This window comes from Paraburkholderia sp. BL9I2N2, assembly GCF_004339745.1.
In the GTDB taxonomy this organism is placed as follows: domain Bacteria; phylum Pseudomonadota; class Gammaproteobacteria; order Burkholderiales; family Burkholderiaceae; genus Paraburkholderia.
Genome location: NZ_SMGP01000001.1, coordinates 1,062,905 through 1,089,703, shown reverse-complemented (window position 1 = coordinate 1,089,703; position 26,799 = coordinate 1,062,905). Strand labels below are relative to the sequence as shown.

21 protein-coding genes, 6 tRNA genes and 1 pseudogene are annotated in these 26,799 nt (G+C 62.3%); 9 read left to right on the top strand and 19 right to left on the bottom strand.

Annotated elements, in window-relative coordinates; all coding sequences use genetic code 11:
- Positions 1-183: 183 nt before the first annotated feature.
- Entirely contained in the window at positions 184-1,815 is a 1,632-nt protein-coding gene (locus B0G74_RS05030) for a DEAD/DEAH box helicase (RefSeq protein ID WP_132373902.1), read from the top strand.
- Positions 1,816-2,274: 459 nt separating this feature from the next.
- Entirely contained in the window at positions 2,275-3,579 is a 1,305-nt protein-coding gene (gene aceA / locus B0G74_RS05025) for an isocitrate lyase (RefSeq protein ID WP_132373901.1), read from the top strand.
- Between the two features lie 254 nt (positions 3,580-3,833).
- Here aceA and B0G74_RS05020 read toward each other — a convergent pair whose 3' ends face one another.
- Together B0G74_RS05020 and B0G74_RS05015 are read right to left on the bottom strand one after the other, a co-directional pair.
- Positions 3,834-4,268 carry a universal stress protein gene (locus B0G74_RS05020; protein WP_132373900.1) on the bottom strand — a complete coding sequence of 145 codons (435 nt, stop codon included), beginning with the start codon at positions 4,266-4,268 and terminating at the stop codon, positions 3,834-3,836.
- Positions 4,269-4,476: 208 nt separating this feature from the next.
- On the bottom strand, positions 4,477-5,379 hold the full coding sequence (locus B0G74_RS05015; protein WP_106279585.1) for a LysR family transcriptional regulator: 903 nt from the start codon (positions 5,377-5,379) through the stop codon (positions 4,477-4,479).
- Positions 5,380-5,529: 150 nt separating this feature from the next.
- Here B0G74_RS05015 and B0G74_RS05010 point away from each other — a divergent pair, with 150 nt between their 5' ends.
- Positions 5,530-6,345 carry a haloacid dehalogenase type II gene (locus tag B0G74_RS05010; RefSeq protein ID WP_132373899.1) on the top strand — a complete coding sequence of 272 codons (816 nt, stop codon included), beginning with the start codon at positions 5,530-5,532 and terminating at the stop codon, positions 6,343-6,345.
- 93 nt (positions 6,346-6,438) lie between these two features.
- Positions 6,439-8,049 carry a malate synthase A gene (gene aceB / locus B0G74_RS05005; RefSeq protein WP_132373898.1) on the top strand — a complete coding sequence of 537 codons (1,611 nt, stop codon included), beginning with the start codon at positions 6,439-6,441 and terminating at the stop codon, positions 8,047-8,049.
- A gap of 207 nt (positions 8,050-8,256) precedes the next feature.
- On the opposite strand, the gene B0G74_RS05000 is transcribed toward aceB, so the two are convergent.
- Both B0G74_RS05000 and rraA read right to left on the bottom strand, forming a co-directional pair.
- A complete protein-coding gene (locus B0G74_RS05000; RefSeq protein ID WP_132373897.1) occupies positions 8,257-8,658 on the bottom strand; it encodes a gamma-glutamylcyclotransferase family protein in 402 nt (133 codons plus the stop codon).
- 77 nt (positions 8,659-8,735) lie between these two features.
- Positions 8,736-9,230 (bottom strand): ribonuclease E activity regulator RraA, encoded by a 495-nt coding sequence (gene rraA, locus B0G74_RS04995; RefSeq protein WP_132373896.1) that lies wholly within the window; start codon positions 9,228-9,230, stop codon positions 8,736-8,738.
- Positions 9,231-9,403: 173 nt separating this feature from the next.
- Here rraA and B0G74_RS04990 point away from each other — a divergent pair, with 173 nt between their 5' ends.
- Positions 9,404-10,303 carry a helix-turn-helix transcriptional regulator gene (locus tag B0G74_RS04990; RefSeq protein ID WP_132373895.1) on the top strand — a complete coding sequence of 300 codons (900 nt, stop codon included), beginning with the start codon at positions 9,404-9,406 and terminating at the stop codon, positions 10,301-10,303.
- A 174-nt stretch (positions 10,304-10,477) separates the two neighbouring features.
- Here the strand turns inward: B0G74_RS04990 and B0G74_RS04985 are convergent, their stop codons facing one another.
- From B0G74_RS04985 to gltX, 7 genes are all read right to left on the bottom strand, one after another.
- Positions 10,478-10,942, bottom strand: coding sequence for a GNAT family N-acetyltransferase (locus B0G74_RS04985; protein WP_012433487.1), 465 nt, complete (start codon positions 10,940-10,942; stop codon positions 10,478-10,480).
- A gap of 142 nt (positions 10,943-11,084) precedes the next feature.
- A tRNA-Asp gene (locus tag B0G74_RS04980) sits at positions 11,085-11,161 on the bottom strand.
- Positions 11,162-11,242: 81 nt separating this feature from the next.
- Positions 11,243-11,318 (bottom strand) — tRNA-Glu (locus B0G74_RS04975).
- Between the two features lie 61 nt (positions 11,319-11,379).
- Positions 11,380-11,456: transfer RNA gene (locus tag B0G74_RS04970), tRNA-Asp, on the bottom strand.
- A gap of 104 nt (positions 11,457-11,560) precedes the next feature.
- A tRNA-Glu gene (locus tag B0G74_RS04965) sits at positions 11,561-11,636 on the bottom strand.
- Between the two features lie 155 nt (positions 11,637-11,791).
- Positions 11,792-11,867: transfer RNA gene (locus tag B0G74_RS04960), tRNA-Ala, on the bottom strand.
- Between the two features lie 122 nt (positions 11,868-11,989).
- Positions 11,990-13,399: a glutamate--tRNA ligase gene (gene gltX / locus B0G74_RS04955; RefSeq protein ID WP_132373894.1), complete on the bottom strand. Its 1,410-nt coding sequence runs from the start codon at positions 13,397-13,399 to the stop codon at positions 11,990-11,992.
- 408 nt (positions 13,400-13,807) lie between these two features.
- Here gltX and B0G74_RS04950 point away from each other — a divergent pair, with 408 nt between their 5' ends.
- A complete protein-coding gene (locus B0G74_RS04950; protein ID WP_132373893.1) occupies positions 13,808-14,755 on the top strand; it encodes a patatin-like phospholipase family protein in 948 nt (315 codons plus the stop codon).
- 130 nt (positions 14,756-14,885) lie between these two features.
- On the opposite strand, the gene B0G74_RS04945 is transcribed toward B0G74_RS04950, so the two are convergent.
- The 5 genes from B0G74_RS04945 to B0G74_RS04925 form a co-directional block, all read right to left on the bottom strand.
- Positions 14,886-15,551: a C40 family peptidase gene (locus B0G74_RS04945; RefSeq protein ID WP_132373892.1), complete on the bottom strand. Its 666-nt coding sequence runs from the start codon at positions 15,549-15,551 to the stop codon at positions 14,886-14,888.
- A 137-nt stretch (positions 15,552-15,688) separates the two neighbouring features.
- A complete protein-coding gene (locus tag B0G74_RS04940; protein WP_132373891.1) occupies positions 15,689-17,323 on the bottom strand; it encodes a dipeptide ABC transporter ATP-binding protein in 1,635 nt (544 codons plus the stop codon).
- Entirely contained in the window at positions 17,320-18,426 is a 1,107-nt protein-coding gene (locus B0G74_RS04935) for an ABC transporter permease (RefSeq protein WP_132373890.1), read from the bottom strand. Before B0G74_RS04935 ends, B0G74_RS04940 begins: the two co-directional genes overlap by 4 nt.
- Positions 18,426-19,463, bottom strand: coding sequence for an ABC transporter permease subunit (locus B0G74_RS04930; protein WP_132373889.1), 1,038 nt, complete (start codon positions 19,461-19,463; stop codon positions 18,426-18,428). The genes B0G74_RS04935 and B0G74_RS04930 overlap by 1 nt, the downstream gene beginning before the upstream one ends.
- Before the next feature lie 35 nt (positions 19,464-19,498).
- Positions 19,499-21,460, bottom strand: coding sequence for an extracellular solute-binding protein (locus B0G74_RS04925; protein ID WP_132373888.1), 1,962 nt, complete (start codon positions 21,458-21,460; stop codon positions 19,499-19,501).
- A gap of 126 nt (positions 21,461-21,586) precedes the next feature.
- On the opposite strand from B0G74_RS04925, the gene fabI reads away from it, so the two are divergent.
- On the top strand, positions 21,587-22,378 hold the full coding sequence (gene fabI / locus B0G74_RS04920) for an enoyl-ACP reductase FabI (protein ID WP_132373887.1): 792 nt from the start codon (positions 21,587-21,589) through the stop codon (positions 22,376-22,378).
- A gap of 145 nt (positions 22,379-22,523) precedes the next feature.
- On the opposite strand, the gene B0G74_RS04915 is transcribed toward fabI, so the two are convergent.
- Complete coding sequence (locus tag B0G74_RS04915) at positions 22,524-22,871, bottom strand: hypothetical protein (protein ID WP_132373886.1); 348 nt, start codon at positions 22,869-22,871, stop codon at positions 22,524-22,526.
- 706 nt (positions 22,872-23,577) lie between these two features.
- Between B0G74_RS04915 and B0G74_RS46435 the strand changes: the two are divergent.
- Both B0G74_RS46435 and B0G74_RS04905 read left to right on the top strand, forming a co-directional pair.
- A pseudogene (locus tag B0G74_RS46435) lies at positions 23,578-23,916 on the top strand (porin); the annotation flags it as partial.
- A 278-nt stretch (positions 23,917-24,194) separates the two neighbouring features.
- Positions 24,195-25,106: an amidohydrolase family protein gene (locus B0G74_RS04905; protein WP_132373885.1), complete on the top strand. Its 912-nt coding sequence runs from the start codon at positions 24,195-24,197 to the stop codon at positions 25,104-25,106.
- Between the two features lie 159 nt (positions 25,107-25,265).
- Here the strand turns inward: B0G74_RS04905 and B0G74_RS04900 are convergent.
- Together B0G74_RS04900 and B0G74_RS04895 are read right to left on the bottom strand one after the other, a co-directional pair.
- A tRNA-Ser gene (locus B0G74_RS04900) sits at positions 25,266-25,359 on the bottom strand.
- A gap of 181 nt (positions 25,360-25,540) precedes the next feature.
- Positions 25,541-26,791 (bottom strand): aspartate kinase, encoded by a 1,251-nt coding sequence (locus tag B0G74_RS04895; protein ID WP_132373884.1) that lies wholly within the window; start codon positions 26,789-26,791, stop codon positions 25,541-25,543.
- Positions 26,792-26,799 lie beyond the last annotated feature (8 nt).

Here is a 26,799-nt window from a genome sequence, read left to right as displayed (position 1 = left end):
CGCCGTGTTGGCATGTCGCATCCGATACAGCTTCTAACGAAAAGCTCGCCTTCATTGTCGCGAGCTGCCCCCGTTTTTCGATTTGCTCGCTGCTTCTTTGCTCGCTGAATCCGACGACTTGGGTATGCCGATTGGCGCCGACGTTTTAATTCCGTGTGTACCAAGGATTTACCAAGGATTCTCATGACTTCGAGCAATACCCCCAGCAGCCCGTTGAACGCCATCGCCGACCAAGCCCTCGGTCTCGCCGACGCACCCGCACAAGCCGCAGCCGTTGCTGCCGCTCCGGAAGCCGTCGCCGCAGAAGCCGCAGCGCCGGCCGGCCCGTCGTTCGCGTCGCTCGGTCTGTCCGCGGATGTCGTCTCCGCGCTGACCGCCGCTGGCTATCAGAACCCCACGCCGGTTCAGCAACGCGCCATCCCCGCCGGTATCGCCGGCCGCGACCTGATGGTCTCGAGCCCGACTGGTTCGGGCAAGACCGCCGCGTTCATGCTGCCCGCCATCGAGCGTTTCTCGCAACTGCAGAAGGCGCAAGCCAGCCAGCCGCGTGAACCGCGTCCGGCCGACGGCGCCCGCACGCGCCGTCCGCAACCGGTCGCCCGTCCGACCATGCTGGTTCTGACGCCGACCCGCGAACTCGCGATGCAGGTCACCACTGCCGCTGCCACGTACGGCAAGCACCTGAAGCGCCTGCGCACCGTCAGCATTCTGGGCGGCGTCGCTTACGGCCAGCAATTGATGCTGCTCGCGAAGAACCCGGAAATCCTGGTTGCCACGCCGGGACGTCTGATCGACCACCTGGAACGCGGCCGTATCGATCTGTCGCAACTGCAGATCCTCGTGCTCGACGAAGCTGACCGCATGCTCGACATGGGCTTCATCGAAGACATCGAAACGATCGTTGCCGCTACGCCGGCTTCGCGTCAAACCATGCTGTTCTCGGCCACGCTCGACGGCAAGATCAGCTCGCTGACCGGCCGCCTGTTGAAGGATCCGGAACGCATCGAGATCGTTCAGCGTCTGGAACAGCGCACCAACATCGCGCAAACCGTCCATTACGTCGACGACCGCGATCACAAGGATCGTCTGCTCGACCATCTGCTGCGCGACGAAGGCCTCGACCAGGCTATCGTCTTCACGGCAACCAAGATGGACGCCGACCAGCTGGCCGGCCGTCTGGCCGACGCCGGTTTCGAATCGGCCGCCCTGCACGGCGACCTGCCGCAAGGCGCGCGCAACCGCACGATCCGCGCACTGCGCGAGCGCCGCGTGCGCGTGCTGGTGGCAACGGACGTCGCCGCTCGCGGTATCGACATCCCGGGCATCACGCACGTGTTCAACTACGACCTGCCGAAGTTCGCTGAAGACTACGTGCACCGTATCGGCCGTACCGGCCGCGCTGGCCGCTCGGGTATCGCGGTGAGCCTCGTGCATCACGCGGAACAAGGCGCGCTGAAGCGCATCGAGCGCTTCGTGCGCACCCCGCTGCCGGTCAATGTCGTCGAAGGCTTCGAGCCGCGCAAGTCGGCTCCGTCGGGTAACGGCCGTCCTGGCTTTGGCGGCCGCGGCCGTCCGGGCGGTGGCAACGGCGGTGGCCGTCGCTTTGGCAGCGGCTCGGGCAAGCCGGCCGGTAACGGCGGCGGTTCGCGCAGCGGCAGCGGCAATGGCGGCGGCTGGGCCGGCAAGTCGGCTGGCGGCGGTTCGCGTGAAGGCGGCTTCGGCGGCGGTTCGCGTGAAGGCTACGGCGGTTCGCGCGACGGCGGCTACGGCGCACGCCGTAGCGACGGCCCGCGTACGGCGCGTCGCGGCAGCTAAGTACTGAACCGGGCGCACTCTGCTTCAGGGCTTCGGCCCGTTGCAGCGCCCAGGCGGTACTGCGCAGTCAGCTGGAAAAAAGACCCGGATGGCCTCGCGCCGTTCGTCAGTCGAAAGAAACCGGTGCTCAGGCGCCGGTTTTTTTTTCGTCCGTACTGCGGCGCGCCCCAAATTTCACGATGTGGAAAATTTTTTTGCGTCGTAAAAAATCGTGCTGCAAGGCACAAGACGGCCTATTGCAAGATGGAAAAAGTCGTTTCTTAATGCGAAACGCGCGACGTAGTTCTTTGATTTTAAAGACAAACAAATATTCGAAAAAGGCTCCGCGGCGACTATTGCGCGACCATTGATTTGCCTAGACTCTTATATAAGACTTCACGAAACGAAACGCCCCAACCGGCCAACCGCTTCGACGAAGAAAAGAGTCACCCATCCATACAGGCAACCAAGGAGTACACCATGTCCCGTCAAGAACAAGCCAAGCAACTCCAACAGCAATGGGAAACCGATCCGCGCTGGAAAGGCGTGAAGCGCAGCTACACGGCGGAAGACGTGATCCGCCTGCGCGGGTCGGTGCAAGTCGAGCACACGCTCGCCAAGCGCGGTGCGGAAAAACTGTGGGAAAGCGTGAACAATGAGCCGTTCGTCAACTCGCTCGGCGCGCTGACCGGCAATCAAGCGATGCAACAGGTCAAGGCCGGCCTGAAGGCGATCTATCTGTCGGGCTGGCAGGTGGCGGGCGACGCGAACGTCGCCGGCGAAATGTACCCGGACCAGTCGCTGTATCCGGCGAACTCGGTGCCGCTCGTCGTGAAGCGCATCAACAACACGCTGACGCGCGCTGACCAGATCCAGTGGTCGGAAGGCAAGAATCCGGGCGACGAAGGCTACGTGGACTACTTCCAGCCAATCGTGGCGGACGCGGAAGCCGGCTTCGGCGGCGTGCTGAACGCGTTCGAACTGATGAAGGCGATGATCGAAGCGGGCGCCGCCGGCGTGCACTTCGAAGATCAGCTCGCGTCGGTGAAAAAGTGCGGCCACATGGGCGGCAAGGTGCTGGTGCCGACCCGTGAAAACATCGCCAAATTGACGGCCGCGCGTCTGGCCGCCGACGTCTCCGGCACGCCGACCGTGCTGCTGGCGCGTACCGATGCGGAAGCCGCCGACCTGATCACGTCGGATATCGACGAAAACGACAAGCCGTTCCTGACTGGCGAGCGCACGGTGGAAGGTTTCTACCGCACGAAGCCGGGTCTCGAGCAGGCGATCTCGCGTGGCCTCGCCTACGCGCCGTATGCCGACATGATCTGGTGCGAAACCGGCAAGCCGGACCTCGAGTTCGCGAAGAAATTCGCCGACGCGATCCACAAGGAGTACCCGGATCAACTGCTGTCGTACAACTGCTCGCCGTCGTTCAACTGGAAAAAGAACCTCGACGACGCGACGATCGCCAAGTTCCAGCGCGAACTCGGCGCGATGGGCTACAAGTTCCAGTTCATCACGCTGGCCGGCTTCCACGCGCTGAACTACTCGATGTTCAACCTCGCGCACGGCTATGCCCGCAACCAGATGACCGCCTTCGTCGAAATGCAGCAGGCTGAATTTGCTGCGGCCGAAAAGGGCTTCACCGCGGTCAAGCATCAACGCGAAGTCGGCACCGGCTACTTCGACGCTGTAACGCAAACGGTCGAACGCGATGCATCGACGACCGCGCTGCATGGCTCGACGGAAGACGAGCAGTTCTTCGACAAGAAGGTCGCGTAATCCACCCCGTGGTCTGATCGCAGGGACAAGGCAGACAGACGAAAAGCGGCTCCGCCAGAGAGCCGCCGTCACAGGGAGGAGCTCGGTCGTCGGCGCGCGAGTCGAACAGCGCCGACGGCCGGAATCTCGCAGTGGAACTTGGGAGAGATCGCAGCAGCAGTGGAGAAAAAGCCAGCACAACGCATTGTGCGGCGAACACAGCGCGCGCCGGCCTCACCGCCGGCGCGTTTTTTTGTGGCCCGTGATTCGACGATTCAGCGATACACGATCACCGGAATCTTCGTATGCGTGAGCACCCGCTGCGTTTCGCTGCCGATCAGCAGGCTCCCCAGACCGCGGCGGCCATGCGAGGCCATGAAGATCACGTCGCAGCCGCCCTGCTCCGCCGCTTCGATGATGCCGAGATACGGCGCCGGGTGCACGCTGGTCCGGCTGTCGACCGTGACGCCGACACGACGCCCCGCCATCTCCACCTCGCGCAGGTGCACGCGCGCTTCACGTTCGCTGCGTTGCAGGAATTCGGAGGGCGGTTCGACCACCACGTCGGAGAACGGCGAGTATGGATATTGCGGCAGGCACGCGTAGGCGGTCACGTGCGCATTGACGGCTTGCGCGAGATCGATGGCGCCGTCGATTGCCTTGCGAGACAGATCTGAACCGTCGGTCGGAACCAGGATGTGTCTGAACATGATGTCCTCCGTCGCCGGCTGCGCGCAGCGCGGCCTAAGCGTCCAACGAGGCCCGGCTGACAAGCCGCTTCAATCGATTGTAGGTCGCGGAATTGAGCGTATGAATCTGTTGAGGGTCTGTCCGCATATGGGAAACCCGTTGTTCGCGGCGGCGGCGCAACCGCCGGGCAAGGCCGCGCGGCGCCGGTGGGCGTCAGCCCCCGCCGTTTTAGCCCCAGTAGTCAGGGTGCCCATACGTATGCTTGAGAAAGTCCAGAAACAGCCGCACCCGCAACGGCAAATGGCGGCGCTGCGGAAACACCGCATGAATGCCGATGGGCGGCGCGGCGAATTCGTCGAGCACGCTGACGAGCCGCCCGGCCGCGATGTCCGTGCCGACTTCCCACCACGAGCGCCACGCGAGACCGTAGCCCTCGAGACACCATTCGTGCAGCACGGCGCCGTCCGAGCATTCCATCGTGCCGGACACCTTGATCGACACGACCTTGTCGCCCTGCTGGAACATCCAGCCGCGTTGCTGATTGGCGCTCGCGCCGAGCGCGAGACAGTTGTGATGTGCCAGATCGGCGAGGCTGTGCGGCGCGCCGCGCCGGCTCAGATACGACGGCGAGGCCACGCATACACGGCGGTTCTCGCCGAGCTTGAGCGACACCAGCGACGAATCCGGCAACTCGCCGAGCCGCACCGCGCAATCGAAACCCTCGTTGACCAGGTCGACGAGTCGGTCGGACAGGTCGAGCGTGATCGACACGTCCGGATGCGCGACCGTGAACGCCGGCACCAGCGGCGCGACGTGGCGCCGCCCGAAGCCCGCCGGCGCGGACAGCCGCAAATGGCCGCTCGCCTTGACGCCGCCCGCCGAGACGCTCGCTTCGGCGTTCTGCATCTCGTGAATGATGCGCTGGCAGTCTTCGAGAAAGGCCGAGCCTTCGAAGGTCAGCGTGATCTTACGCGTGGTGCGCACCAGCAATTTGACGCCGAGGCGCTCTTCGAGCGCGTCGATGCGGCGGCCGATGATGGCCGGCGCGACGCCTTCGGCCGAAGCCGCGGCAGACAGGCTGCCTTTGGCCGCGACGGTCACGAAAGTCTCGATCTGCTTGAAACGGTCCATGAGCGATGGGAACCGCACTTGGGCGGGAAAGTGGTCGGTGCGCGCCAGATTAGGTGGATGAAAGTAAAAGATCAAGTGATGTTTAGCCTCTTTTTTAGCGTATAGCATCACTAATACAATTCGACCTGACCTCTATAGGAGCGCACGGCAATGTCGGCCACAACGACACTCTCCCCAAAAGCAGTGATTTTCGACGCCTACGGCACGCTTTTCGACGTGCATTCGGTGATCGCTGCCGCGGAGCAGATGTTCCCCGGCCACGGCAATGCGCTCTCGCAGTTGTGGCGGCAAAAACAGATCGAATACACGCAGTTGCGCACGCTCGCCGATCCGGCAGACGCACCCGGTGCGCACTACCGGCCGTTCTGGGACATCACACTCGACGCCTTGCGTTTCGCCGCGAAAAAACTTCAGCTCACGCTGGGCCGCACGGCCGAAAAGCGTCTGATGGACGAATACGCGTGCCTGTCCGCGTTCCCCGATGCCGTGCCCGCGCTGCGCCATTTGCGCGACGTAACGCCGAATCCAGCAGCGCCTGCGGGCGGCGAATCCGCCGCGCGTCCGCTGCTCGCGATTCTCTCGAACGGCAATCCGCAAATGCTCGACATCGCCGTGAAGAGCGCCGGCATGACGCGCCTGTTCGACCACGTTCTCTCCGTCGACGCCGTGCGCGCCTACAAGCCCTCGCCCGCCGCTTACGCGCTCGGCACGCAAGCCTTCGACGCGCTGCCGCGCGAGATCGTCTTCGTGTCGTCGAACGGTTGGGACGTGGCGGGCGCGACGTGGTTCGGCTTCACCACTTTCTGGCTCAACCGGCAAAACGCCCCAGCCGAAGAACTGGGCGTCACGCCGCATGGCGCGGGCGGAGGCATGTCCGATCTGCTCGCTTTTCTGCAGACCCTCGCGTCGCCCGGCCGCAGCAGCGGCATCGGAGGCAGCCGCGCGCGCCACAGCCCTGGCGCATGACGGCTGCCACTGGATAACGCGACGCACATCGACCGCAATTCAACGGCATCTCAACATTTGCATCTTTGCAATCTGACCGACCAAGGAGAAAACATGGCGAACCCGCAGTCATCGCATTCATCATTGCAACTGCCGCAGGGCATGGAAATCACGGCTGAAATCAAGCCGGGCTATGACGCGATTCTCACGCGCGAAGCGCTCGAACTCGTCGCCGCGCTGCATCGCACGTTCGAGCCGCGCCGTCAGCAGTTGTTGCAGGCACGTGCGGAGCGCACGAAGCGTCTCGATGCAGGTGAACGTCCCGACTTCCTCGCCGAAACGAAAAGCGTGCGTGAAGGCGACTGGAAAATCGCGCCGTTGCCGCAGGACCTGCAATGTCGCCGCGTGGAAATCACCGGTCCTGTCGAACGCAAGATGATCATCAACGCGCTGAATTCGGGCGCGGATTCGTACATGACCGACTTCGAAGATTCGAATGCGCCGAGCTGGGACAACCAGATCACCGGCCATATCAATCTGAAGGACGCGGTGCGCCGCACGATTTCGCTGGAACAGAACGGCAAGTCGTACACGCTGAACGACAAGGTCGCCACGTTGATCGTGCGTCCGCGCGGCTGGCATCTGGACGAGAAGCACGTGAAGGTGGACGGCAAGCGCGTGTCGGGCGGCATCTTCGACTTCGCGCTCTTCATGGTGCACAACGCGAAGGAACTGGTCGCGCGCGGCTCGGGCCCGTACTTCTATCTGCCGAAGATGGAGAGCCATCTCGAAGCGCGTCTGTGGAATGACATCTTCGTCGCCGCGCAGGAAGCGGTCGGCGTGCCGCGCGGCACGATTCGCGCGACGGTGCTGATCGAAACGATCGTCGCCGCCTTCGAAATGGACGAGATCCTGTACGAGTTGCGCGAACACAGCTCGGGCCTGAACGCCGGGCGTTGGGACTACATCTTCTCGGCGATCAAGAAATTCAAGGCCGACCGCGACTTCTGCCTCGCCGACCGCTCACAGATCACGATGACGTCGCCGTTCATGCGCGCCTACGCGCTGCTGCTGCTGAAGACCTGCCATCGCCGCAATGCGCCGGCGATCGGCGGCATGAGCGCGCTGATCCCGATCAAGAACGATCCGGCTGCGAACGAAAAGGCGATGGGCGGCGTGCGCTCGGACAAGGCGCGCGATGCCGGCGACGGCTACGACGGCGGCTGGGTCGCGCATCCGGGCCTCGTGCCGATCGCAATGGAAGAGTTCGTCAAGGTGCTCGGCGACAAGCCGAACCAGATCGGCAAGCAGCGCGACGACGTGCTCGTCACGGCCACCGACCTGACGGACTTCCGTCCGGAAGCGCCGATCACCGAAGGCGGTCTGCGCAACAACATCAATGTCGGCATTCACTACCTGGGCGCGTGGCTCGCGGGCAATGGCTGCGTGCCGATCCACAACCTGATGGAAGACGCCGCCACCGCGGAAATCTCGCGCTCGCAGGTGTGGCAATGGATTCGCTCGCCGAAGGGCAAGCTCGAAGACGGCCGCAAGGTGACGGCCGATCTGGTGCGCGAGTTGTCGGTGCAGGAACTCGACAAGGTGAAGCAAGCCGTGGGCGGCGATACCAAGCCGTATGAGCGCGCCGCGCAGATCTTCGAAGAGATGTCGACGTCGGAGCAGTTCACCGACTTCCTCACGCTGCCGCTGTACGAGGAAATCTGAGGCCAACGTCAGGCCTCATGGATGCGTCGGGGACATTCATTCAGATGCGCTCCGATGCGTTGATAACGGACGACGCAGTAGCAAGCCTGCTTTAGCGTGTCACCTCTAGCGCGAAAGCGGCTTGAGTCGCAAGGCTGACCGACCGGACGGCCCGACAGGCGTATGCTTGCCGGGCCGTTTTTTTGCGCGCGTGAGGTAGCGCGTTTGTTAGCGCGTGCGGCGGTACTCGGTCCAGTCGCCCGATTTGATTTCAGGCAAGCCCTTCACCGCATTCGGCGCAACCGGATAAAAGCGGCAATTCACGACGTCGCCGTCGACTTTCACCATCACTTCGCGCGCGAGGAAACGATCCTCGACGCCCGGATAGACCGCCTCGATTTCGTCGAGCACGGCAACGAGTTCGTCGTCTATCTCGTAGACGTCGCCGACTACGTCGACGCCCGCTTCGTCGATCACGAGGCCCGGATACGAACCGAAATCGAACAGATGGCCACGCACCGTGGCCGTGCCGAGCCGATTGGGCGCGGCGATCTCGTTGCGCGCCGCGGCTTCGCTGATGTCGTTCACTTCACCGGCACGCAGCGTGCCGTATACAAAGACGGTCTGCATCGTCGTTTGCTCTCCTTGAATGGGGGTTTGGGTGGCTTCTGTTTCTGGCTCTGTTCGAACGTAAGTGCCGGCCGCGTTCAGTCGAGCACCGCGCTCGCCACGAGCACGCCGTCGATATCCGCGTAGATCCATTCGCCGGGACGCACCAGCGCGCCGGGCAATTGCACCGCTACGCCGCGCTCGCCGGCGCCGAGCTTCTGGCCGCGCCTTGGACAGGTTGCCAAAGCCGCGACGCCGACGTTGACCTCATTGAGCTCCAGCGTATCGCGCACGCAGCCGTTCAGGACGATGCCCGCCCAGCCGTTCTGTTCCGCGATCTGCGCAAGGTTGCCCCCCACCAGCGCGCAACGCAGGCTGCCGCCGCCGTCGATCACCAGCACACGGCCCGCGCCCTTCTCCTCGAGCGTGACCCGCACAAGTGCGTTGTCCTCGAAGACCTTCACTGTCACCGCTTCACCGCTGAAACACTCAGCGCGGCTGAACAGGTGAAAGACCGGCTCGAGCACGCGCAACGTGCCGAGGGCCAGTTGATCCTCGTGCGCGTCGCACAAGTCCGCGGTAGCAAAACTCATGGCGTTCTCCTCGGGTCCGGGCAATCAGGACATTATGCAACGCCCGGTTCCTTGCAACACCTACAATGAGGATCCCGCAGCGGTTTGCCGTAGCGGGTTTTGCCTTGCGGTGCTTTCGGATGACTTTCGAGGTCCGCGCTTGCCGCGGTCCGTTATCGGGATCGATCTTCACCATGACTTCATCCGCCGACTCAAACCCGTCGAGCCTCGTGCGCTTCGCCGATATTCCGCCCGAGTTCCAGCCGAACGAAACGCATCCGATCCGCGTACGCTCGCGGCAGATGCCCTCGGGCTGGCGCATCGCGCGTCACACGCATGCGTGGGCGCAGGTGGCCTATGCGTCGCGCGGCGTGCTGCGGGTCGCGACGACCGGCACGACGTGGATGGTGCCGCCGTCGCGGGCAATCTGGGTGCCGCCGCATGTGACGCACGAAGTGGTCGCCGTCGAAGACGCATTCCTGCGTACGCTCTACATCACCGAAAGCACCGTGCCGGCCGGACTCGATACGCCGCGCGTGGTCGAAGTCTCGGATCTGCTGCGCGAAGTGATTGCCGCGCTCGACACACCGGGTATCTCGGCTACGCGTGAGCAGTTGCTCGGCGCGCTCGCACTCGACGAACTGACTCGCTCGGAACCGCTGCCGCTCTCCGTACCGATGCCCAATGAAAAGCGTCTGCGCGCGCTGTGCGAAGCGGTGATCGCGGACCCGACGCATGGCGAGTCGCTCGAACAATGGGCGTCCAGCGTCGGCGCGAGCACGCGCACCATTGCGCGGCTATTTCGTCAGGAGCTGGGGGTGAGTTTTTCGCAATGGCGCCAGCAGGCGATTCTGGCGCGCGCGATTCCGCTATTGAGCCAAGGACGGCCGCTGTCGCATGTCGCGTTGGAACTGGGCTATCAGAGTCAAAGCGCGTTTTCCGCGATGTTCCGGCGTGCATTTGGTGAGAGTCCGCGCGCGTTTATCGAGCGTGGCTCTGAACATCGGGTAGGGAATGGGGAGCATGGCGACACAGAGGTGGACGACGAGACCGCGCGAGATCGCGCGGATGCAGAGAACGATGCCGGACGCTGACTGAGTGCTTGAAATCCCGGTGCCAAACGTGCGCTTAGACGCAGCGCCTAGCTGGGTGCCTGGTTGCGCGCCGCTAACCCTGCGTGTCGATCACCTGCGCGTCAAACATGATGCCACGAAGCCAGCGTGCCAAACGTCCGCGCTCAGGCCCCGCGTGTCAAGAACACCGCCGTCTCAAACCCGTCGCGCCAGATGACGGATCGCGCCAAGTTGCGCAAGGCGCGGCCCGGCCAGCTTATAACCTTTGCGCTGATAGAGCCGCGCGGCGGGATTGTCGACGAACACGCGCAGTTGCAACTCGCGCAGGCCACGCTCGCGTGCCCATTGATGCGAAACATCGAGCAGATATGTGCCGGCGCCGAGCCGGCGATGGCCTTCCGCAATCTGCACGTCGCGGATATGCAGCGAGTCGCCCTCTTGCGTGATGCGCAATACGCCGATCGGTGTGCCGTCCATTTCGAGAATGAAATTCTCCGACTCGCGCCAGCTACCTAGAAACAGATCACCGCGCCAGACGAGATGGTGGCGACGGTAGTAACCGCCCATGTTGTTGCGAGTCAGCGCCTCGGCGAACTCGAAATCGTCCATGCTGGCTTTGCGCAGATGAAACGGTAACGGAGCTTCGGTGGGATCGAACATGGCGGGGCGACATGGAAGAGTCGGGTCAACGGTAAAACAGGCCGCGCGCGCTGGCAATGGCTGTTTTTCCCGAGCATACCCAGGCGCGCTGGACAGCGGAATAAAAAAAGCCCACTTCTTACGAAGTGGGCTTTCTCAAATCTGGCGGAGCGGACGGGACTCGAACCCGCGACCCCCGGCGTGACAGGCCGGTATTCTAACCAACTGAACTACCGCTCCAGATTTTCTGCACCGCGGCTCACGAGACTGGCTCATTTACCGCTGCACCGTTCAACTTCCAACCGAACGACGCCGATGTGCTGGCGTCCCCTAGGGGATTCGAACCCCTGTACTCACCGTGAAAGGGTGATGTCCTAGGCCTCTAGACGAAGGGGACAACGTACTGCTTACACCTTTAATGAAAAAGCCCGTTCAAGTTTGGATGAACGGGCTTTGTCTGGCGGAGTGGACGGGACTCGAACCCGCGACCCCCGGCGTGACAGGCCGGTATTCTAACCGACTGAACTACCACTCCAGTCTTTACACCCTGGCTTGCGAGCGTCGGTTATTTCTCTGCAAGCTGCGCTGCTCTACTGCTACTCGAAGCATGACTTCGAACACTAAAGCGACGCTGATGTTTGGCGTCCCCTAGGGGATTCGAACCCCTGTACTCACCGTGAAAGGGTGATGTCCTAGGCCTCTAGACGAAGGGGACATAATCTTTTCAGATCTGTCTTTATCTTGCTGCTAACTCACGCTAACTTTCGCTTCGTCAGCAGCAAAGACCGATATTCTAGCTACGTTACAACTGTTTGTGAAGTCTTTTTTCCTACAAGTTCCAGACTTCGGAACAACTTCACTCTGCTCTGATGGTGGAGGTAAGCGGGATCGAACCGCTGACCTCTTGCATGCCATGCAAGCGCTCTCCCAGCTGAGCTATACCCCCCTTGCAGAACAGAAACGAGATTTTAGAGGCCAATTTGCGCTTTGTAAATACCCTTTGAGCAATTGCATGCGACTTTTTTCACAAGTCGCATGCAAACCCTCTCAAGGCTCGCGCGAACGCGCTCAAGCCAGCGCTTTTTCGATCCGGCCGACGACAACATCACGCCCGAACAGCATCAACACGCTGTCGATCGACGGCGTATGCGTGGTGCCCGCCACCAGCAGACGCACCGGCATCGCCAGTTGCGGCATCTTCAGCTTATGTGCGCCGAGCGTCGCCTTCAACGCGGCCGCGATCGCTTCCCTGGTCCACTCCACGGTCTTCAGCGCGGCGGCCAGGTCGGCAAGCGCCGGGCGCACCATGTCGGTCACGTGCTGCGCGAGGGACTCGGCATCCGGCGCCGGCGTGCGATAGAACATCGCGGCGTTCTCGGCGATCTCCTTCACCGTCGATGCACGGTCCTTCAGCAAGCCCACCACGGCCGCCAGATCGGCGCCCTGGGCAAGCGCGGCCTCGTCGATACCCAGTTCGGCGAAGAACGGCTTGGCCAGCCCGGCGAGGCGCTCGTTATCCGCTTCCTTGATGTAGTGCGCGTTCAGCCAGTTCAGCTTGTCGTGGTCGTATTGCGCCGGCGACTTGCCCAGATGCTCCAGATCGAACCACTCGACGAACTGTTCGCGCGAGAAGATTTCCGCGTCGCCATGCGACCAGCCGAGGCGCGCCAGATAGTTGACCACGGCTTCCGGCAGGAAACCGGCGTCGCGATAACCTATCACGCTCATCGCGCCGTGGCGCTTGCTCATCTTCTCGCCCTGTTCGTTCAGCACGGTCGGCAAGTGCGCGTAGACCGGCGGCTCGCCGCCGAGCGCGCGCAGAATGTTGATCTGCCGCGGCGTGTTGTTGACGTGATCGTCGCCGCGAATCACGTGCGTGATGCGCATGTCCAGATCGTCGACCACCACGCAGAAGTTGTAGGTCGGCGTGCCGTCCGGACGCGCGATCACGAGGTCGTCGAGTTCTTCGTTCGAGATCTCGATACGGCCCTTCACGGCGTCGTCCCATGCCACCACGCCGGTGAGCGGGTTACGGAAGCGCAGCACCGGCTGCACGCCGGCCGGCGGTTCCGGCAGAACCTTGCCCGGCTCCGGACGCCACGTGCCGTCGTAGCGCGGCTTTTCGCCGGCTTCGCGCTGACGCTCGCGCAGCGCGTCGAGTTCTTCGGTCGACATGTAGCACGGGTACACCAGGCCCGCGTCCTGCATCTGCTTGAGCACTTCGCGGTAACGGTCCATGCGCTGCATCTGGTAGAACGGGCCTTCGTCGAAATCGAGCCCGAGCCACGCCATGCCTTCGATAATGGCGTCGACCGATTCGCTGGTAGAACGCTCGACGTCGGTGTCCTCGATCCGCAGCACGAAGGTCCCTTTCATCTTGCGCGCGAACGCCCACGGATAAAGCGCGGAGCGAATGTTGCCGAGGTGGATGAAGCCGGTGGGACTCGGTGCGAAACGGGTACGAACGGAGGTGGTCATTAGCGGTTACTCGGAAGACAGGCGCCGGCGCCTGCGGGCAGACAATCGCCCATGAAGCGCGGCAGCGGAGCGCGCCCATTCGGCAAAACAGCGCCGTGCATGGGCACGAAGGAATTAAATGCGAGAGGCGAATTATACCTTCGAGAAGCGTCTTACCTGCCCTCGTCCGAACGGCCAGGCGCGGCGTGCATACCGCGCCGCATCGCGTCCGAGGGCTTCCTCTGCAACGTTTCATTACCGCGCCGCCGCGCGCGTGGAGCTTTGCTTTATGATGTGCGCGCGCCGCGGCCGGAGATAGATCCACGGCGCATGGTATCGCCGCCGGCGATGCCGTCCGTCTGACTATCCGCCTGATCGCGGCCACCGGCGACGCCGACTGCGTTGCCCGCGCCGTTGCTGGAGAACTCGTTGAAGCCCTCATCGCCTAGCCTCGCCCGCCGCAACTTTTCACTGGCCGCCGCCTCCGCGGTGCTGGCCGCCTGCACCACGACCGGAGGCAAGGCCGATAGCACGCCCGTCGCCACCACGCCCGTTACGACCACGCCGCCGCTCGACAAGCCGCAACGGCCGCTGCGCGTCGCGCTCGCGCTAGGCGGGGGCGCTGCGCGCGGCTTCGCGCACATCGGCGTGATCAAGGGGCTCGAGGCGCGCAATATCCAGATCGATCTGGTGGCCGGCACCAGTGCCGGCTCGGTGGTGGGCGCGCTGTACGCGTCGGGCATGAACGGCTTCGCGCTGAACAAGCTCGCCCTGACCATGGACGAAGCGTCGATCAGCGACTGGGCCATGCCGTTTCGCACGCGCGGCTTTCTGCAAGGCGTCGCGCTGCAGAACTACCTGAACACGACGCTCAACAACCGCCCGATCGAGAAAATGGCCAAGCCGCTCGGGGTGGTCGCCACCGACCTCAGAACCGGCCAGCCGATCCTGTTCCAGCGCGGCAACACCGGCATTGCGGTGCGCGCGTCGTGCAGCGTGCCGTCGATTTTCGAGCCCGTGAAGATCGGCGGCCATGAGTATGTGGACGGCGGGCTGGTGAGTCCGGTGCCGGCGTCGTTCGCGCGCAAGATGGGCGCGGATTTCGTGATCGCGGTGGATATCTCGCAGCGGCCGGAAAGCGGCCTGACGGCCAGTTCGTTCGACGTGCTGATGCAGACCTTCACGATCATGGGCCAGACGATCAAGGCTTATGAACTCGACAAGTACGCGGACGTCGTGATCCGGCCGAATCTGGCCGCCATGAGCGGCAGCGATTTCTCGCAGCGCAACGCGGCGATTCTGGCGGGCGAAGAAGCGGTGGCGAAGATGATGCCGGAGTTACAACGCAAGCTGGCGGCGAGCCGCGCTGCAGCGTAAGCGGACCCGAAGCGGACCCGAAGCTGACCTGAAGCGGTCCTTGGAACGGCCGCATCGGCCGTTCAAACGCAAAAAAGCCTGCTTCATTCGAAGCAGGCTTTTTTATGCCGCGAACCGCCGGCGCAATCTCTTACTGATTGCCGCCGATGGTCGCATTCACGCGCTTGCGCAGATCCTGGCCGTCCTGATACGACGCCTCGATCCGCCGCGCACCGGTAAAGCGCTTTTCCCAGTAGCCGTCATCCATGTCGTCGACACGGATCGTGCTGCCCGTGGAGGGTGAATGCACGAACTTGTTGTCGCCGATATAGATGCCGACGTGCGAGAACGTGCGGCGCATGGTGTTGAAGAACACCAGATCGCCCGGCTTCAGGTCGCTGACGCGAACCTTTTCACCGACGCGGCTCATTTCCTCGGCGCGGCGCGGCAACGCCATACCGAGCGTGTCCTGGAAGACGTAGCGGACGAAGCCGCTGCAATCGAGCCCCGAATCCGGCGTGTTACCACCCCAACGGTAGCGCACACCGATCATGTTCAGGGCGCCGACGACCACGTCGCCCGCCTTGCCGGCCATGCCGGAGAGGAACGATTTGGCGCTGCTGTCGCCAGGGGGAGCGACGGCTTGCGAATTGGGAGCGGACAAAGAATTCGACCCGCTGAGGGTCGAATATGAGGCATTCTGATTGAAACTGCTTACTTCGTCGGCGAACGCGCCGGGAGCTGCTGCCATCAAGACGCCAATGAACATCCCGGCGACGACGCGCGTGCAAGCCTGGGTTAGGTTTCTGTGCTGCATTGGTCGGTATTTTTTGCCTAAAAATCAGGGGTCTACGGAAAAAAGTTTGGTCGATACTAGCCAGTAAGTATTCACATGTCAAAACAAATAGAAAAATACAATCGAGACCCGCACCCAATTGGTGAAAAAGCGGTAAATCAATGGTCCAGCGCGGCTTTCAGCAGCTTTCGAGTGTAGGGGTGGGCGGGTGTCGCAAAAATCTCCTCAACCTCGCCACTTTCGACGATCGAACCGTTTTGCATGACCGCGACACGATGCGCCATTGCCCCGATTACCGCTAAGTCGTGGCTAATAAAAACGAAGCCAAGGTTGTACTTCTGTTGCAACCCGGCGAGCAGTTTCAGCACCTGCTGTTGAATGGAAACATCGAGCGCGCTGGTCGGCTCGTCGAGGATCAGGATGCGCGGTTCCAGCACCAGCGCGCGCGCAATCGCGATCCGCTGACGCTGCCCGCCGGAGAATTCGTGCGGATAGCGTTGCAGCACCGTGCGATCGAGGCCGACTTCGCGCAGCACCGAGATCACCTTCTCCCGGCGCGCTTGCGGCGTCATGGTCGGCCGGTGCAACGCGAGCCCTTCGCCGACAATCCGTTCGATGGTCTGGCGCGGCGAAAGCGAACTGAACGGATCCTGGAAGACAACCTGCATGTTCGAGCGCAAAGCGGTCTGTTCGGCGCCGCGATAGCTGCCGAGCGCCCTGCCCTGAAACTCGATCTCGCCGTGCACGGTGCGTTGCAGGCCGAGCAAGGCCATCGCCAGCGTCGATTTGCCCGAACCCGATTCGCCGACGATCCCGAGCGTCTCGCCTTGGCGCACCGACACGTTCGCGTCCGCAACGGCGCGAAACCGTCCCGAGTGAAACCACCCGCTGAAACCCGGCAGCTTCGTTTTGAAATCGACCGAAATCCCGCGCGCCTCGAGCAGCACGGGCGAAATCGGCAAAACCGGCACCACCGTGCGTTCCGGGCGGCTCGCCAGCAGGCGTTGCGTGTACGGATGCTGCGGCGACGCGAACACCTGCTCGACCGGCCCGCTCTCCACCAGAACGCCCTTCTCCATCACCGCGATGCGTTGCGCGAAGTGGCGCACCAGATTCAGGTCGTGCGTGATCAGCAACACCGCCATGCCGCGTTTTTCCGCCTCGTCGCGTTGCAACTCCAGCAGCAGTTCGACGATCTGCGCGCGGATCGTCATGTCGAGCGCCGTGGTCGGCTCGTCGGCCAGCAGAAGACGCGGACGGCACGCCAGCGCCATCGCGATCATCGCGCGCTGACGCTGGCCGCCCGACAGCTGATGCGGATAGCTGTTCACGCGCTTGCCCGGCTCGGCGATGCCGGTGCGTCCCAGGAGCGCCACGGCACGCTTGCGCGCCTCGTTCGCCGTCACGCCGTCATGCACGACGATGGTTTCCGCAATCTGATCGCCGACCGTGTAGAGCGGATTGAGCGCGGTCATCGGCTCCTGAAAAATCATCGCGATGTCCGAGCCGCGCAAGCCGCGCATCTCGCGCTCGGTTTTGCCGAGCAGGTCTTCGCCGTCGAAACGGATCGACCCGCTCACCTGCGCGTCGCTCAACAGTCGCAGGATCGACAGCGCGGTCATGCTTTTGCCCGAACCCGATTCGCCGACCAGCGCCACCCGTTCGCCGCGCTGGATCGCGAGCGTGACGTCGCTCACCGCGACCGTATCGCCGAAACGCACATGCAGATGGTCCAGTTCGAGCAGCGGCTGCGTCGTGCCCGGCGACGCGTTGCTTTGCAAGTTCGCGCTCATTGATTGCCTCCGGCGCGCATGGCATCGGAGATACGGGTGTCGAGTGCATTGCGCAGCGCGTCGCCCATGAAGGTCAGCAGCAACAGCATTGCCACCAGGACGCCGAAGGTGGACAACGAAATCCACCACGCGTCGAGGTTCGCCTTGCCTTGCGCGAGCAGTTCGCCGAGGCTTGGCGTCGGCGACGGCACGCCCAGGCCGAGAAAGTCGAGGCTCGTCAGCGCGAGAATCGCGCCGCTCATGCGAAACGGCAGGAACGTGATCACCGGCGTGAGACTATTGGGCAGCACATGCCGCCACATGATCTGCCAGTTCGACAGCCCCATTGCGCGCGCCGCGCGCACGTAATCCTGCTGGCGATTGCGCAGGAACTCCGCGCGCACGTAATCGGACAAGCCGATCCAGCCGAACAGCGAGAGCAGCACGATCAGCAGAATGAAGCCCGGCTCGAAGATCGACGAAAAGATGATCAGCAGGTAAAGCTCCGGCATGGCGCTCCAGATTTCGATCAGACGCTGCCCGATGATATCGGTACGTCCTCCGAAATAACCTTGCACGGCGCCCGCCGCGATTCCGAGTATCGTACCGATCAGCGTCAGCACCAGCCCGAATTCCACGGATACGCGGAAGCCGTAGAGCAGACGCGCGAACAGATCGCGGCCGCGGTCGTCGGTGCCGAGCCAGTTCTCGCGCGACGGCGGCGCCGGGTTCGGCGCCTTCGAAAAGTAATTCAGCGTGTCGTAGTAGTAGTGATTCGGCGGATACACGGCGAAATTGCCCGGCGCATCGAAACGATGCTTGATATACGGATCGAGATAATCGGCCGGCGTCGGGAAATCGCCGCCGAAGGTGGTCTCGGCGTAGGTCTTGAACATCGGGAAATACAGGCTGCCGTCGTAGCGCACCACGAGCGGTTTGTCATTCGACCACAACGGGCCGGCCAGACTTGCCGCGAATGCCACGACGAACACGATCAGGCTCCAGCAGCCCAGACGCTGCTGGCGAAAACGCTGCCACACACGGCGCGCGGGCGAAGGCGAGACGAATACGCGCGCCGGTTCGGTGCGCGCCGACGCATCGGCGGAAAGACGGGCTCGATTCATCAGCGCTCCAGTTGTTCGAATTGGATGCGGGGATCGACCCACACGTAGCAAAGATCGGAGATCAGCTTGGTCGCGAGCCCGATCAGCGTGAACAGATACAGCGTGCCGAGCACGACCGGATAATCGCGCCGCACCACCGATTCGTAAGAGAGCAGCCCAAGGCCATCGAGCGAAAACAGCGTCTCGATCAGCAGACTGCCGGTAAAGAACGCGCCGATAAACGCGGCCGGAAAACCAACGATCAGCGGCAACAGCGCATTGCGGAACACGTGCTTCCACAGCACGCGCTTTTCGGACAACCCTTTGGCGCGCGCGGTGAGCACGTATTGCTTGCGGATCTCATCGAGAAAAGCATTTTTCGTCAACATGGTGACGACCGCGAAACTGCCCACGACCGAGGCCGTGATCGGCAACGCGATATGCCACAGATAGTCGAGAATCTTGCCTACGACACTTAGTTGCGCCCAGTTGTCCGAAGTGAGATTGCGCAGCGGGAACAGTTGCAGGAACGTACCGCCGCCGAACAGCACGAGCAGCAAAACACCCAGCACGAAGCCCGGAATCGCGTAGCCGACCAGCACCACGAGGCTCGTCGCGACATCGAAGCGCGAACCGTTGCGTATCGCCTTCGCAATGCCGAGCGGCACCGATATCAGATACGTCAGAAAGAATGTCCATAAGCCGATGCTGATCGACACCGGCAGCTTGGAGACGATCAGCGACCACACGCTTTGATGGCGGAAGTAGCTCTGACCGAGATCGAACGTCGAGAAGCGCTTGAGCATCAGCACGTAGCGTTCGAGCGGCGGTTTGTCGAAGCCGTATAGCGCCTTGAGTTGCGCGATCTGCTGCGCGTCGACACCGGTATGCGCGCGCAGACCGAACGGCGCGCCGTTCTCGGCGCCTTTGCGCAACTCGTGCTGCATCTGCTCGACCGGGCCACCGGGAACGAACTGGATCACGGCGAAGGTCAGCGTCAGCACGCCGAGCAAAGTCGGGATCATCAGCAGCAGGCGTTTGAGGATGTAACTCCACATGGCGGCGTTTCCGAATGAATGACGCGTTAGCGCGGTTAAGGTTGCGCTTGCGGCTGCGCTTGCGACTGTGGCTGCGCGAACCACCACATCGACGTGATCCAGCCTTCCGCCGAATAGTACAGGGGCAGCGTTTTCGGCCATGCAAGGCCGCGCTTGAACGCCACCCGATGCGTCGCGCTGTACCAGTGCGGCACGACATAGTAGCCATGCATCAACACACGGTCGAGCGCGTGCGTGGCGTCGACCAGTTGCTCGCGCGTCTGCGCATGCACGAGCGCGTTCAGGATCGCATCCACTACCGGCGACTTCAGCCCGATCATGTTATCGGAACCCTGCGTATCGGCGGCCTTGCTGCCGAATCGCTCGATCTGCTCGGAGCCGGGCACCTGCACGTCCGGCATGCGGATGGTGGTGGTGTCGAAATCGAATGCGTCTAGCCGCTTCTGATAGACCGCGAAATCCGACACGCGAAACGTGGCCTGGATGCCCAGCTTCTGCAGATTGCGGATGAAGGTCGCGACGATCGGCTCCATCTGCGCGGACGAGCCGGAGTCGTCGAGAATCTCGAAGCGGAACGGCTCGCCCTTGGCGTTGCGCAAGGCGCCGTCGCGGTAAGTCCAGCCGGCCTCCTGCAAGAGCGCGCGCGCCTCCAGCAGGTTGGCGCGCAGCGAGCCGGGAGGATCGGTATCCGGCTGTTTCGGCGGCGGACCGAACACGGCCGGGTCGAGCTTCGCGCGCCACGGCTCGAGCAGGGCCAACTCACCAGGCGAAGGCAGACCCTTCGCCTGCAAATCGGTGTTGGCGAAGAAACTGTCGATACGCGTGTACTGATTGAAGAACAACTGGCGATTGAGCCACTGAAAGTCGAGCGCAAGATCCAGCGCCTTGCGCACGCGCACGTCCTGAAACAACGGCCGCCGCGTGTTCAGCATGAAGCCCTGCATGCCGGTGCCGTTATGTTGCGCAAACACCTGCTTGATCAGCTCACCGCTATCGAATTTCTTGCCGACATCACGCCGCACCCAGTTGCGCGCGACGTATTCGACCAGGGCGTCGTACTCGCCGGCCTTGAACGCCTCCAGCCGCGCCGTGCTATCCGAATACAGCTTGTAGACGACGCGATCGAAGTTATACATGCCGACGCGCACCGGCAGCGCCGCGCCCCAGTAATTCGGGTCGCGCCGGTACGTAATCGTGCGGCCGTTGTCGTATTGCTCGATCAGATAAGGTCCGCTGCCGATCGGCTTTTCGAACGCGAGCTGGTCGAACGGAATGCGGCTGCCGTCCGGTTTCATTCCCCACTTGCGCGAGAACACCGGTATGCCGCCCGCAAGCAACGGCAGCTCGCGATTGCGCTGGTGAAACTCGAAGCGGATCGTATGCGGATCGATCACCACTGCGCGCGTGATCTCACCGAAGATCGAGGCGAATTGCGGCGCGGCCTGCGGGCTTTTTAGCGTGTCGAGCGAGAACTTGACGTCGTCGGCGGTGACCGGATCGCCGTTCGAAAACCGTGCGCGCGGATTGATGTGGAAGGTCACCGACAGGCCATCCGGCGCGATGTTGATGTCGTCGGCGAGCAGCCCGTAAGCGGATGCCACTTCGTCGCTGCTGCCGGTGGTAAGGCTTTCGAACATCAGGTCCACACCCGGCGCCGTATTGCCGCGCAGTGTGAAGGGATTGAATTTGTCGAAGCTGGTGAGGCGGCTCGGATTGGCCAGCACCAGCGTGCCGCCCTTCGGCGCGTCCGGATTGACGTAGTCGAAGTGCTTGAAATCCGCCGGATATTTCGGCTCACCGTATTGCGCGATCGCATAGACCGCGTGCGCCCGCGGCGCCACGAGAAGACCAGCCACGGCCAGCGCGCCGCACATCAGCGCTGTGCAAGCAGAGCGCCATGAACGCGGCGCAATCGCGAGGCCGGCACGCAAGGGTCTGTGAATCGCGCTGCACCGGAGTGCACGAGGCGTTGGAACCCGTCGCGAGCCAGTTGTCATGGGGGCCTTGTTGGTCAATGGGCAATTGCAGTGTGAGAGAATTCTACCCAATAAACCCGCGCGATCCGCACGTCCGTTGCTCACATTGTCGACGTGCGCGGCGCGCCGATCCGATCAGGAGATTTCATGGGCTTCCTCGCTGGTAAACGTATCCTGCTGACTGGCCTGCTGTCGAACCGTTCGATTGCCTACGGCATCGCGCAAGCCTGCAAGCGCGAAGGCGCCGAGCTGGCGTTCACCTATGTCGGCGAGCGCTTCAAGGATCGCATCACCGAGTTCGCCAACGAGTTCGGCAGCGACCTGGTGTTCCCCTGCGACGTCGCCGACGACGCGCAGATCGACGCCCTCTTCGTCTCGCTCAAGCAACGCTGGGACGGCCTCGACGGTCTCGTTCATTCGATCGGCTTTGCGCCGCGCGAAGCGATTGCCGGCGATTTTCTCGACGGCATGACGCGCGAAAATTTTCGCATCGCGCACGACATCTCCGCGTACAGCTTCCCGGCGCTCGCCAAAGCCGCGCAATCCATGTTCACGCCGGACGCGTCGCTGCTCACGCTGAGCTACCTGGGCGCCGAGCGCGCGATTCCGAACTACAACACCATGGGTCTCGCCAAAGCTTCACTCGAAGCCAGCGTGCGTTATCTGGCGGTCTCGCTCGGCGCAAAAGGCGTGCGCGTCAACGGTATTTCGGCGGGCCCGATCAGGACGCTGGCCGCGAGCGGCATCAAGGGCTTCGGCAAAATTCTCGAGTTCGTCGAACAGAACGCGCCGCTCAAGCGCAACGTGACGATCGAACAGGTCGGCAATACGGCGGCGTTCCTGCTGTCGGATCTGGCGGCCGGCGTGACGGCGGAAATCGTGCACGTCGATAGCGGCTTTAGCGCGGTGGTGGGTGGCATGGCTGCCGCGGCGGATTGAACAACACGCCTTGCGCGTGAGCGCGTAGCGCTTTGTGTACGCCACTGCATTTTGCTGGCTTGTTGCAGAAGCCCAACAAAAAAACCGCCTTTTTCAGGCGGTTTTTCTTTGACGCCGCGATTCGATCAACCGCGGGTCTGGATGCTTAGTGCCAGCCGCGATGATTGTCGTAGTGGTCGTGACCGTAGTTGTAATGGCCCGGGGGATGATGACGATACCAGTCATCGCGCGCCCAGTAGCGGCGTCCGTCCCAGTAGCGGTCGCCATGCCAGCCGACCACGATCGCCGGGCCGCCGTAGTACACGGGTGCCGGTTGATAGACGACCGGCGGCGGGGGCGGAGGCGGCGGTGCATAAACCGGTGCCGGCGCGACGTAGACCGGCGCGGGAATGCCGATGTTGACACCAACACTGAGACCGCCGGCCATTGCGGCACCCGACGCACCCAGCGCGAAAACCCCGATCAAAAGTGGAACAAGACGAGCGGACTTCATCGATCACCCTTTGGAAGAATGTGTTGTTGGCGGAAATATAGCGCAAGGCGCCGCTGCGCGTATTTCAAGTTTGTAATAACTGATGCATAACATCGCGTGCGTGGCCGGCCGGTTACGTCTCGTTACATTGGACATGGTTTTGGTGAAGAAGCGGTGGCGTTGTAATCAGAGCGCGGCGCAATGCAAGGCGGCTCTGCTCGCCGCACGTCATGCAGCGGGGCATTCGGCCGACGGCGATATGCGCAGCCAGGCACGCATGGCATTTGTCATTTCCAGCGCGGACAATATCCGTAGGATGTCGAAGCATTATTTCTTCATGCGTCTGCCCTGCCTCGGCGCAGAAACGCTCTCGCGCGATTTGGGTTGTATCGAATGCGACCTGCTTCGAAGCCCCAGTCGATCCGGCTCATACGGCGAAGCTCGTTTAAGGCATAGCACGCCGCCGCCACAGCGGACTCACGCAGCCATCCGCCATTTGTGTCGCGCATGCGAAACGAACATTTGTTGTTCGAAAGAATATATCTGCGAAAATTCAAACGTGGCCGGTCGTCCGATCTCTAATCGGCTCCTAATGTTGAATCTCCCGGCATCATTGGAAATTCTGCGAAAATCCAAACAAATCGAATGTTTTTTCTAGTTCCGCAAGCATACCAGTGATACGATGACTGACATCGAATGCCGATAGCTCGCTGTTCGCCAGGGAACCGTGTTCAACACGTGCGGCGTGATTTCGACATATCGCATCACGCCCGCTGTGATAGTCGGCGCCGGGTACAGCAGCACGTGCGCGAGCAAGGCAAACAGCATGAGCGATCCGGCGCGCTATCACTAGATATCACTGGAGCAGACCTACAACCGCTCTACGCCCACTACGGTGTACGCGCTGAAGGCGTAACAGCTCGCACGCGGCAAGACGCTGATCGCGGCGGGCAGCGCCACGATCATTACCGATGCGGTGGCGGTGGTGGGCGACTCGCAGAATACGACGTCGCCGTCGTCGGGGCCATCGCAGTTTGTTGGGATGGTGGGACCGCAGCACGCATTTCGCGTGCGGCTTGCAGCGGCGATTGACGAACGGCAGACCCGCGCACGAAATCGGCCGCCAGAGCACGCCGTGGGACTTCGCGGGTTCCAGTTAACCCACGCTCAGTGGTCCGGCGAAGCCAGCCATTCAGACAACGTTCGCAGCTTCTCAACACGCCGACAGCAAGGCGACGACAACCTGCCATCTGCCTCCTCACAGGACGCCGAACCGACTCGTGCTAACCTCGCCGGACAAGCACTGCGCTTCAGTGCTGGCTCTCGCGTACGGAGACCTGGACGATGGACTGCGCCGCCCTGCCGATCCTTGATTGTCACCAACACTTCTACGACGCTGGGCGCTTCCATTACCCCGTGTTCGCGACGCGCAGCGAAGGCTTCGAAGCCCTCGTCGGCGACTACAGTGCGCTCCCCCGCATCTACTTACCCGACGACTACGCGCGCGACACGAGCGCGTTGAATGTCGTCGGCACAGTCTGGGCCGAGTTCATTTCGACCGATCCGGTGGGCGAAACACGCTGGGCGCAGGACCTTGCGAACACAACAGGACGCCCGGACGGCATCATCGCTTTGGTCGATTTTTCGAATCCCGATCTGCCGGGCACGCTGGACGCGTATGCATCAGCAAATCGGATCCGTTGCGTTCGCCAGCATCTGGGTTGGCACCCGGCGAACCCGCTGCTTCGCTATGCAACGGCGCCGGGCCTCACGTCGGACGCGGCATGGCGACGCGGACTCGCTTCGCTGCGCGGGCGCAATCTGATCTGCGAAATCGAGATATTCGCCCCGCAGCTTCCCGAACTCGCATCGCTCGCGACTGCGTTTCCAGACATTCAGTTCGTGCTGCCTGTGCTGGGCTGGCCGCTCGATCTGACTAGCGAAGGCCAGGCGGCGTGGCGACGTGGAATGACGTTGGTCGGCGCGTGTCCCAATGTGGCTGTCAAAATTTTTGGGCTGGAATGCATCTTCGGCATTCATTGGACAGTCGCTCAGGTTCGCCCTTGGATACTGCAAGCCATCGAGGTTTTTGGGCCCGAACGCTGCATGTTTGCGAGTCATATGCCGATCAGCAAGCTGGCTTGCAGTTTCGAACAGCTTTATCGCGCGTACTTCGAGGTGATTGCAGAGTTCAGTGTTTCGGAACAGCGAAGACTGCTCCATGACACGGCAGTTCGGATTTACAAGCTGAGCTAAACGTTAACCTGGAGGACCGAATTGCGTGCGTGATTGCACATACGGTCACGAATGAGATTGAGCGACAGCAGGCCGTCACTGTACCAATCCACTCGAACTGCAACGCCCAAAAAACAAAACCCCGCAGAGCCTAGACTCTGCGGGGTTTGCCACCATCACTGGCGGAGACGGAGGGATTCGAACCCTCGATCCAGGTTTTGGCCCAGATGCTCCCTTAGCAGGGGAGTGCCTTCGACCTCTCGGCCACGTCTCCCAAACTTTCGGTCGCGCAGGGAGTCAGCGCGACGAAGCCAAGATAATAGCGGGCCGAACCGCGAAGGTCAATGTCTCGCGAACATTTTTTGTGCCAGTTTCGTCACCGGCGACGCAATTTATTCACCTCGGCCGCGCAAAACAAACGGAGCGCTCTTGTCCACCCCGTTGTTCGAAGCAAATTACGCTTGATCCAGTTCGAACGCTTTATGCAGCGCGCGCACGGCGAGCTCCATGTACTTCTCGTCGATCAGCACCGAGATCTTGATTTCGGAGGTCGAGATCATCTGAATGTTGATGCCCTCTTCCGACAGTGTGCGGAACATCGTGCTCGCGATACCGACGTGCGAACGCATGCCGACGCCGACCACCGAGACCTTCGACACCTTCGGATCGCCCAGCACCTGCTCGGCCTGCACGTGGCCCTTCACCTGGGTCGTGAGGATGTCCATGGCGCGCTGATAATCGCCGCGGCCAACCGTAAACGTGAACGCCGTTTTGCCTTCCACGCTCTGGTTCTGGATGATCATGTCGACGTCGATATTCGCGTCCGCCACCGGACCGAGAATCTGATACGCGATGCCCGGCTTGTCGGGCACACCCATCACGGCAATGCGAGCTTCGTCGCGCTGAAACGCGATGCCCGAGATGACTGCTTTTTCCATGGTCTCGTCTTCTTCAAAAGTAATCAGGGTGCCCGACTTCATTTCAGCGTCGAGCGGTATCAGCGGATCGGTCAAGCTCGACAACACACGTGTCTTCACCTGATATTTGCCGGCGAATTCCACCGAGCGGATCTGCAGCACCTTCGAACCCAGGCTTGCCATTTCCAGCATTTCTTCGAACGTCACGCGATCGAGCCGGCGCGCTTCTTCGACCACGCGCGGGTCGGTCGTGTAGACCCCGTCGACGTCCGTGTAAATCAGGCACTCATCGGCTTTCAACGCAGCCGCGACCGCGACCGCCGACGTATCCGAACCGCCACGGCCGAGCGTAGTGATATTGCCGTCAGGATCGATGCCCTGGAAGCCGGTGATCACCACCACCTTGCCTGCGTCGAGATCGCGCAGCACGCGCTCGCCGTCGATTTCGCTGATGCGCGCTTTCGTGAACGCGCTATCCGTTTTGACCGGCACTTGCCAGCCGGCGTAGCTGACCGCTTCGACCCCGGCTTCCTGCAGCGCGATAGCCAGCAAACCCGAGCTGACCTGCTCGCCCGTGGCGGCGATCATGTCGAGTTCGCGCGGGTTCGGCTGACCCGTGATTTCTTTCGCGAGACCGAGCAAGCGGTTGGTTTCGCCGGACATCGCCGACGGCACGACGACCATCTTGTGGCCAGCCTTGTGCCATTTCGCGACGCGCTTGGCGACGTTCTTGATGCGCTCGACCGAGCCCATCGAGGTGCCGCCGTATTTATGTACGATGAGTGCCATTGTCGTTC

What these genes read in the sequence shown, in the direction of transcription:
- B0G74_RS05030 (WP_132373902.1), top strand. Translation starts at nt 184, where the DNA reads ATGACTTCGAGCAATACCCCCAGCAGCCCGTTGAACGCCATCGCCGAC.
- aceA (WP_132373901.1), top strand. Translation starts at nt 2,275, where the DNA reads ATGTCCCGTCAAGAACAAGCCAAGCAACTCCAACAGCAATGGGAAACC.
- B0G74_RS05020 (WP_132373900.1), bottom strand. Translation starts at nt 4,268, where the DNA reads ATGTTCAGACACATCCTGGTTCCGACCGACGGTTCAGATCTGTCTCGC.
- B0G74_RS05015 (WP_106279585.1), bottom strand. Translation starts at nt 5,379, where the DNA reads ATGGACCGTTTCAAGCAGATCGAGACTTTCGTGACCGTCGCGGCCAAA.
- B0G74_RS05010 (WP_132373899.1), top strand. Translation starts at nt 5,530, where the DNA reads ATGTCGGCCACAACGACACTCTCCCCAAAAGCAGTGATTTTCGACGCC.
- aceB (WP_132373898.1), top strand. Translation starts at nt 6,439, where the DNA reads ATGGCGAACCCGCAGTCATCGCATTCATCATTGCAACTGCCGCAGGGC.
- B0G74_RS05000 (WP_132373897.1), bottom strand. Translation starts at nt 8,658, where the DNA reads ATGCAGACCGTCTTTGTATACGGCACGCTGCGTGCCGGTGAAGTGAAC.
- rraA (WP_132373896.1), bottom strand. Translation starts at nt 9,230, where the DNA reads ATGAGTTTTGCTACCGCGGACTTGTGCGACGCGCACGAGGATCAACTG.
- B0G74_RS04990 (WP_132373895.1), top strand. Translation starts at nt 9,404, where the DNA reads ATGACTTCATCCGCCGACTCAAACCCGTCGAGCCTCGTGCGCTTCGCC.
- B0G74_RS04985 (WP_012433487.1), bottom strand. Translation starts at nt 10,942, where the DNA reads ATGTTCGATCCCACCGAAGCTCCGTTACCGTTTCATCTGCGCAAAGCC.
- gltX (WP_132373894.1), bottom strand. Translation starts at nt 13,399, where the DNA reads ATGACCACCTCCGTTCGTACCCGTTTCGCACCGAGTCCCACCGGCTTC.
- B0G74_RS04945 (WP_132373892.1), bottom strand. Translation starts at nt 15,551, where the DNA reads ATGCAGCACAGAAACCTAACCCAGGCTTGCACGCGCGTCGTCGCCGGG.
- B0G74_RS04940 (WP_132373891.1), bottom strand. Translation starts at nt 17,323, where the DNA reads ATGAGCGCGAACTTGCAAAGCAACGCGTCGCCGGGCACGACGCAGCCG.
- B0G74_RS04935 (WP_132373890.1), bottom strand. Translation starts at nt 18,426, where the DNA reads ATGAATCGAGCCCGTCTTTCCGCCGATGCGTCGGCGCGCACCGAACCG.
- B0G74_RS04930 (WP_132373889.1), bottom strand. Translation starts at nt 19,463, where the DNA reads ATGTGGAGTTACATCCTCAAACGCCTGCTGCTGATGATCCCGACTTTG.
- B0G74_RS04925 (WP_132373888.1), bottom strand. Translation starts at nt 21,460, where the DNA reads ATGACAACTGGCTCGCGACGGGTTCCAACGCCTCGTGCACTCCGGTGC.
- fabI (WP_132373887.1), top strand. Translation starts at nt 21,587, where the DNA reads ATGGGCTTCCTCGCTGGTAAACGTATCCTGCTGACTGGCCTGCTGTCG.
- B0G74_RS04915 (WP_132373886.1), bottom strand. Translation starts at nt 22,871, where the DNA reads ATGAAGTCCGCTCGTCTTGTTCCACTTTTGATCGGGGTTTTCGCGCTG.
- B0G74_RS04905 (WP_132373885.1), top strand. Translation starts at nt 24,195, where the DNA reads ATGGACTGCGCCGCCCTGCCGATCCTTGATTGTCACCAACACTTCTAC.
- B0G74_RS04895 (WP_132373884.1), bottom strand. Translation starts at nt 26,791, where the DNA reads ATGGCACTCATCGTACATAAATACGGCGGCACCTCGATGGGCTCGGTC.